The sequence below is a fragment of the Streptomyces anandii JCM 4720 genome (assembly GCF_014650655.1).
GTDB lineage: Bacteria > Actinomycetota > Actinomycetes > Streptomycetales > Streptomycetaceae > Streptomyces > Streptomyces anandii.
Map to the genome: position 1 here is coordinate 1 of NZ_BMVJ01000049.1, position 6,174 is coordinate 6,174.

The 6,174-nt window shown below is 69.6% G+C and carries 9 protein-coding genes and 1 pseudogene; 8 read left to right on the forward strand and 2 right to left on the reverse strand.

The genetic code is table 11. From position 1 onward, the window contains the following. A pseudogene (locus tag IE249_RS35050) lies at window positions 1-122 on the reverse strand (NUDIX hydrolase); the annotation flags it as partial. An 83-nt stretch (window positions 123-205) separates the two neighbouring features. Between IE249_RS35050 and IE249_RS35055 the strand changes: the two are divergent. After that, a complete protein-coding gene (locus tag IE249_RS35055) occupies window positions 206-994 on the forward strand; it encodes a GntR family transcriptional regulator (protein ID WP_030341683.1) in 789 nt (262 codons plus the stop codon). A 22-nt stretch (window positions 995-1,016) separates the two neighbouring features. Here the strand turns inward: IE249_RS35055 and IE249_RS35060 are convergent, their stop codons facing one another. Then, window positions 1,017-1,385 (reverse strand): hypothetical protein, encoded by a 369-nt coding sequence (locus tag IE249_RS35060; protein ID WP_229860002.1) that lies wholly within the window; start codon window positions 1,383-1,385, stop codon window positions 1,017-1,019. Between the two features lie 176 nt (window positions 1,386-1,561). On the opposite strand from IE249_RS35060, the gene IE249_RS35065 reads away from it, so the two are divergent. The 7 genes from IE249_RS35065 to IE249_RS35095 all read left to right on the forward strand — a co-directional run. Beyond that, window positions 1,562-1,918: an SCO3933 family regulatory protein gene (locus IE249_RS35065; protein WP_189711495.1), complete on the forward strand. Its 357-nt coding sequence runs from the start codon at window positions 1,562-1,564 to the stop codon at window positions 1,916-1,918. Further along, window positions 1,918-3,294, forward strand: a complete 1,377-nt coding sequence (locus tag IE249_RS35070) for an FtsK/SpoIIIE domain-containing protein (protein ID WP_189711498.1) — start codon at window positions 1,918-1,920, stop codon at window positions 3,292-3,294. Before IE249_RS35065 ends, IE249_RS35070 begins: the two co-directional genes overlap by 1 nt. A gap of 34 nt (window positions 3,295-3,328) precedes the next feature. After that, complete coding sequence (locus IE249_RS35075) at window positions 3,329-3,955, forward strand: DUF2637 domain-containing protein (protein WP_189711500.1); 627 nt, start codon at window positions 3,329-3,331, stop codon at window positions 3,953-3,955. Window positions 3,956-4,221: 266 nt separating this feature from the next. Further along, complete coding sequence (locus IE249_RS35080) at window positions 4,222-4,413, forward strand: mobile element transfer protein (RefSeq protein ID WP_189711502.1); 192 nt, start codon at window positions 4,222-4,224, stop codon at window positions 4,411-4,413. Window positions 4,414-4,429: 16 nt separating this feature from the next. Continuing rightward, on the forward strand, window positions 4,430-4,624 hold the full coding sequence (locus tag IE249_RS35085; protein ID WP_189711504.1) for a hypothetical protein: 195 nt from the start codon (window positions 4,430-4,432) through the stop codon (window positions 4,622-4,624). A 25-nt stretch (window positions 4,625-4,649) separates the two neighbouring features. Continuing rightward, complete coding sequence (locus IE249_RS35090; protein WP_189711506.1) at window positions 4,650-4,898, forward strand: SpdD protein; 249 nt, start codon at window positions 4,650-4,652, stop codon at window positions 4,896-4,898. Between the two features lie 161 nt (window positions 4,899-5,059). Then, window positions 5,060-6,174 (forward strand): replication initiator (locus IE249_RS35095; protein ID WP_189711510.1); only part of this gene is annotated, 1,115 nt, incomplete at its 3' end.

Genomic DNA, 6,174 nt, shown 5'->3' on the forward strand with positions numbered 1-6,174 from the left:
TCGAGGACACCGCCCGGCGGCTCCCAGTGGCCGTTGTCCCGGCGCTGGATCAGGAGGGCCCGGCCCTGGCCGTCCACGACGACCCCGGCGACGCTCACGGAGTGCGGGCGTTCAGTGCTCACGTTCCTCGGCCCTCTCGGCTGGCTAGGCTCTCCACCGTAGCAACAACACTCGCCCACTCGTCTAGATACCTAAAGGAGTACGCGTGAGCCCTCTTCCTTCGGGCCTCCTCGGTGATCTCGACCCCACGAGCGATCGTGCGGTCTTCCGGCAGATCGCCGACCAACTGCGCGAGGCCATCGACCGTGGGCGATTCCGCGAGGGCGAGAAACTGCCCTCCGAAGCCGACCTTGTCGACCACTTCGGGGTTTCCCGGATGACGGTCCGCAACGCCTTCTCTATCCTCCAGGGTGAGGGCCTGGTGCACGCCGAGCACGGCCGGGGAGTCTTCGTACGACCACGACCGCCCGTCAGGCGGCTTGCTTCGGACCGCTTCGCCCGGCGGCACAGGGAACAGGGAAAGTCCGCGTTCATCGTGGAGGCCGACGCTGCTGGCAGTCATCCCACGGTCGACAGCCTGGAGGTCAAGGAAGAGAAGGCCAGTCAGGACATCTCTACCCGGCTCGGGTCTGTGCGGCGCGTCCTCGCTCGCCGGCGCCGGTACCTCCTCGACGGACGGCCGGTGGAGTTCGCCACCTCCTACCTCCCGCTCGACATCGCCCGCGGGACTCCCATCGCCGAACCCAACCCCGGCCCCGGCGGCATCTACGCTCGCCTGGAAGAGCTGGGTCACCACCTCGACCACTTCGAGGAAGAGATCCGCGCCCGGATGCCTTCGCCTGCCGAGGTCAAGACGCTGCACCTGGCTGCCGGCGTGCCCGTCATCCACCTGATCCGGACCGCCTTCGACACCGGCGGACGAGCTGTCGAGGTCTGCGACACGGTCATGGCGGCGGACGCCTATGTGCTCTCGTATCAGCTTCCTGCGACGTGATCGGGTGGGCGGCGGCACTGCCTTATCGAGTCGGCGCGTCCTCGCTGTCAGGGGCGGCGGGCGCGAACATCTCACCGATGTTGTTCCACATGAAGCCCTCCCGCCAGGCGGGCTTGTCGAGCATCCAGCCGAGGAGTGCTTGCAGGACCTTCTCCTGCGACACCGTCTGCGTCTGGTAGTGCTCAGCAGGGACGCCGTCGCGGTATTCCAGCTGGTAGGTGTTGTTTTCGCGAAACCAGACCTGGATGTACCAGTCGCCCTCTTGCTCCTCGTCCTGACGCTCAAGGATCAGGTACTCGTTGCCGCGCCGCAGGTTGGCGAGCATGGTCCCCACTGCTGGCTTCGTGGGGCGCTTCAGTTCGTAGCCACGGCCGTTGGTCGCTATCAGCATGGATGGATTCTGGCGGGTGGGTCTGACACGGGCGCAGGACGCTTCTCCGACTCGTACACCCCAACACGCTTACTCGTATAGACGAGTGGGCAAGTGGTGTGGCAAGGTAATCCCGCGATCCCGATCAAGGGGCTCGCAGGACGCATCTTGTATAGACGAGTAGATAGGAGTGTGCCTTGCGCACCATCCGTGTGGAGACCTCCGCCGCGACGATCCTGCTCACCGAGGCTCCGGAGCCGAAGGTCCGCGACCGGCAGACCGGTGAGATCGCCAAGGACGCCAACAGCGGTGAGGCTCTGATGACCATCGGCGTCGTCTACATCGAGGACGGCGAGTCGTCGCTGATCAAGGTCACCGTTCCTGAGGGCGGCATCTCCCAGGGTCTGGCCCTCGGGGCGCCGGTCTCGCTGCCCGGCCTCGTCGCCCGGCCGTGGGAGTCCGTCTTCAACGGCCAGCAGCGCCACGGCATCGCCTACCGGGCCGCTGCCGTCACCCCGGCCGCCTTCCCGGCCGCGACCGGAGCCGCGGCCTGATGTCCGACCTGACGACGCTTCTGGAGGTTGGTGGTCCTGTCGCCGCGCTCGGTGGCGGGGCCGCCTACGCCCGGGCCAAGCACCCGGCGGCGTACTGGTCCTCGATCGGCCTGCCGGTGTCCACGGTCCGGTTGCTCAGCTCGTACGGCTCGGTCATGGAGGCGTGCGACCTGACCGTCCCGCCCTCCCGGCTGCGGGTCTTCGCCCTGAAGACCATGAGCCGGCGTGAGGTCCGGCCCGTCCCGCCTCGTCGGGGCATCGTCCGGCCCACCACGACCGGGCTGCGGCTTCGCCTCCGCCTGGCACCGGGCCAGGAGCCCGCCGACTTCGCCGCCGCCGCGGAACGGCTACGGCACGTCTGGGGCGTCCACGCCGTGTACGTCACCACGGTCAAGCCGGGAGTCATCGAGCTACGGCTCGTCGGCTACGACGTCTTACGGCGGGTGCGCATGCCGCGCAAGAGCGCGGGCGGCTTCCTTAGAGTGCCGGTCGCCCTCCGGGAGGACGCCACGCCCTTCATTCGCGACTACCGCACCATCCCCCACCAACTCACACTCGGCGCCACCCTGTCCGGCAAGTCCATGTACCTGCGGCACCTGATCACCGGACTCGCTCCTCAGCCGGTCGCTCTGGTCGGCATCGACTGCAAGCGCGGTGTGGAACTGGCCCCCTTCGCATCCCGGCTGTCAGCCCTCGCCACCGACCCGGAGCAGGCGGCCGAGCTGCTGCCTGTCTTGGTCCAGGAGATGGAAGACCGGTACGACCTGATCAAAGCCCGGCAGGGGATCGCCCCCGATACTCCCGACGAGGAGATCACCTCCGACATCTGGGGTCTGCCCGACAGCGAACGCCCGGTGCCCGTCGTGCTGTTCGTGGATGAGGTCGCCGAACTTTTCCTCGTCGCGACGAAGAAGGACGAGGAACGCCGCGACGAGATGGTCACCCAGCTCATCCGCCTCGCCCAGCTCGGCCGGGCCGCCGGCATCTACCTGGAGGTCTGCGGGCAGCGTTTCGGCGCCGAACTCGGCAAGGGCGCCACTATGCTCCGCGCCCAGCTCACCGGCCGCGTCTGCCACCGAGTGAACGGCGAAGCCTCCGCGAAGATGGCGCTCGGCGACATCGCACCTGAAGCGGTCACGGCCGCCTGTTCCATCGCTCCCGAACGGCCTGGTCTCGCCGTGGCGGGTGACACCTCCGGTGGGTGGTCCCGGATTCGCACGCCGTACCTGTCCCTCGGGGATGCCGCCGAGACCTGCCGCGAGTCCGTCCACCTGGTGCCTGACCTGCCCGCGCTGAAGTCCTTCCGGCCCGACGTGCCTGCACGACCGGCGGAGACCGCGGCTCCGGTCTTCCTGCCGCATCCGGTGACCGACTGACCTTCCCCTGCCCGACTCCGGAAGGAGCCGCATCATGCGTGCCCGTATGGCCCGTGTCGACGCGGTGCTCGTCCAGGCGCTCATCGCCGCCGCACTGTCCTTCGCCCACCTCCACGATGTCGCCGTGGCGGCCGGACAGGACGGCTGGAAGGCCTGGGCCTACCCCGTCTCCGTCGACCTGCTGCTCGTCGCCGCCTGGCGTCGACTGCGCTCCGGAACGACCAAGACGTCGGCCTGGTGCTGGTTCGTCATCGCGCTCGCCGCATCCCTGGGCGCCAACGTCGCCACCGCCAGCCTCCTCGACCTCAGCCACGTCCCCGCGTGGCTGCGCATCGTCGTCGCGGGCTGGCCCGCCGTCGCCTTTCTCGGCGGCACGCTTCTCGCCCACTCCGCCCCTACGACGGCACTAGACAACGACGTGCACGTGGTCGAGGGCCGGAAGGAAGCGCCGGAATCCGTTCCCGAGCTGCCTGCCCAACCCGCTGTCGAGAAGGCGTGCGAACGTCCCGTCGTCGCGGTCCCGACTGCGCTGGTCGATCATGCCCGCAAGGTCGCTGCCGAACACCACACCCGTACCGGCACACCGATCGACACGCCAACACTTCGTGCTCGCCTCGGCGTTCCAGCTCCCATGGCCGAAGCCATCGCTGCCCAGCTCTGAATTCGGGTCCCGTCGTGAGGCTTACCGCTTCCGCAACACTCGCCGGGTTCCGACAGCGGCCGAAATGATCAATACCTCAAGGCAGCACATGGTGATCACGGTGGGCCAGGACTCGCCCAACCACCACTTTCCCCCAACACACGCAAGCCCAAGTATCAACGCGGCTGAACCGAAGGCGGCCAGCCGCCGCGCCCCTTGTGACATGCCGCTCATCTACGCACGTCCGCGCGCCCCAGGCAAGCGAACCCAAGGAAAGGAAACCGGCTGTGCCGGCCAACCGCAGCTTCCGCAACGTCACCCGTATCGGCCCCGTCCAGGTCGGCACCGCCTACGACGGCCGCGGTCGAGAGAAGCACACCGCCGCCTGCACCGCCCCGCGCTGCGGCTTCTCCGCCGACTACGACAGTCGCGCCGCCGCCGAACTGGCCGCCCGCACCCACCGCTGCCCCATCCGCTGAAAGGACCCGGACCACCGTGACCGTCAGCCTGCCGCTCGTCGTCGTCCTCGGCTTCTTCGCCTGGGGAGCGATCAAGTTCCTCGGGGTACGTCCCTGGATCGTCGTCCTGGTCGCCCTGTTCGGTTTCTGGCTCTCGCACACCATCCTCGCCCCCGCCATCGAGTCCGGTACGCGCTCTGGCGTGGGCATCGTAAACGGCTCACATGACTAGACGAGTAGATGAGGAGAGGTCGGCCGTGCTCCAGCCCAAGTACCCCGACAGCCCCACCCCGCCGCCCGCGCACACCCACGCCCCGGCGGATCCGGCGCCCATGCGGCGTGCGCTGCCGTCCGTCTCGATCAGCACCGGGGCGGTCGTCGCGGTGATCATCGGCGGCGTGGTCCTGACCGCGCTCCTGGCCGCCGTCGCCGTCTCGGCCATCTCCGTGGCCGTCGCCGCCGTCGTCCTGCGCTCCCTGCTCCGCGAACAGCACCGCCGCCGCTGAGTACGGCCCACCACAACCCCGGGGCGGCCATGACACCGCCAAGCATCCGACCGCCCCGGGCGCTCGCCTCCGACCAACCAGCCAGAAGGAGCACTGCCATCTTCACCCGTCCCACCCCGCCCCCGCTGCCCGAACTGGCCAAGCTCGCCGAACGGGGCACCCTGCCCGGCATCCTCCGCCAGCTCTCCGGGCTCGGCGGCTGCACGCACCCGATCCGCCTCGACGGGCACCGCACCGAGCACGCGGTCGACACGGCAACCGGAGAGATCGGCCGCGTCCTGCACCACCTCGACTCGGGCGACCTGCCCGCTGGCCACCTCCTCGTGCGCTGCAACAACCGCCGCACGACCCGCTGCCCGGCCTGCTCCGAGGTCTACCGCCGCGACACCTTCCACCTGATCACCTCCGGTCTGCGCGGCGGCAAGGGCATCCCCGAGCACGTCGCCGTGCACCCGCGCGTCTTCGCCACCTTCACCGCGCCGAGCTTCGGCCCGGTCCACAACCGGCCCACCGGCACGGCCGGAACCGTCCGCCCCTGCCGCTGCGGCACCCGCCACGACCAGGACGACGACCGACTCGGCACCCCGCTCGACCCCGACCGCTACGACTACGAAGCCGCCGTCCTGTGGAACGCGCACGCCGGGGCCCTCTGGCAGCGCTTCTCCACCTACCTGCGTCGGGAGGTCGCCAGGCGCGCCGGCCTCTCACAGCGACGCTTCCGCGAGCACGCGCGCGTGTCCTTCGCCAAGGTCGCCGAGTACCAGAAGCGCGGGGCCGTCCACTTCCACGCCGTCATCCGCCTCGACGGCCCCGGCGGCGGCGACACCCCGCCCCCGCCCTGGGCCACCGCCGAGCTGCTGACCGACGCCATCCGTGCCGCCGCCGCCAAGGTCCGCGTGGACGGCCCGGTCATCGACGGCCGCGCCCACACCTTCACCTTCGGCCGACAGCTCGACGTCCACACCATCCGATCCGCCGACTTCGACGGTGGTCGGGAACTGACCGAACGTGCCGTCGCCGCGTACATCGCCAAGTACGCCACCAAGGGCGCCGAGACAGCCACAGGAGCTCTGGACCGGCCGCTGAAGTTCGCCGCCGAGCTGGCCCAGCTCGACCTCAGCGGCCACGCCCGCCGTCTCATCCGCACCGCCTGGACCCTCGGCGCACGCAAAGACCTCGAACACCTCCGCCTGCGTGCCTGGGCCCACATGCTCGGCTTCCGCGGCCACTTCTCCACCAAGTCCCGCCGCTACTCCACCACCCTCGGCGCCCTCCG

Bases quoted from the DNA above. Each gene is read 5' to 3' on its own strand.
- IE249_RS35060 (WP_229860002.1), bottom strand. From the start codon at position 1,385: ATGCTGATAGCGACCAACGGCCGTGGCTACGAACTGAAGCGCCCCACG.
- IE249_RS35070 (WP_189711498.1), top strand. From the start codon at position 1,918: ATGTCCGACCTGACGACGCTTCTGGAGGTTGGTGGTCCTGTCGCCGCG.
- IE249_RS35075 (WP_189711500.1), top strand. From the start codon at position 3,329: ATGCGTGCCCGTATGGCCCGTGTCGACGCGGTGCTCGTCCAGGCGCTC.